Annotated in this window: 1 protein-coding gene; it reads right to left on the reverse strand. The window is 39.3% G+C overall.

Going from position 1 to position 244, the window contains the following annotated elements; all coding sequences use genetic code 11:
- Window positions 1-244: FlgK family flagellar hook-associated protein (locus tag RYX56_RS24615; RefSeq protein ID WP_439108536.1), on the reverse strand; the 244-nt coding region annotated here is incomplete at both ends.

Consider the following 244-nt stretch of genomic DNA (forward strand, 5'->3'; position numbering starts at 1 on the left):
TATTTCCGGAAACTAATGCTTGAGAAGCCACTACGATGTCCACCATGCCATTTCCATTCTGTGTCACCTTGACATTGACAATTTTGGACAATTGATCAATCAGCAAATCCCGTTGGTCATACAAGTCATTGGGTTCATAATTATTGGCAACAAGACGGGAAATTTGGTCATTTAAGCTGGATATTTGCCTTGAAATGGAATTTACTTCATCTGTTTTTGTCTTAATAACCTGCTTCAGGTCGGC

Origin of the sequence: Alkalihalophilus lindianensis (assembly GCF_032843265.1) — a bacterium.
Taxonomy (GTDB): domain Bacteria; phylum Bacillota; class Bacilli; order Bacillales; family Bacillaceae_D; genus Alkalihalophilus; species Alkalihalophilus lindianensis.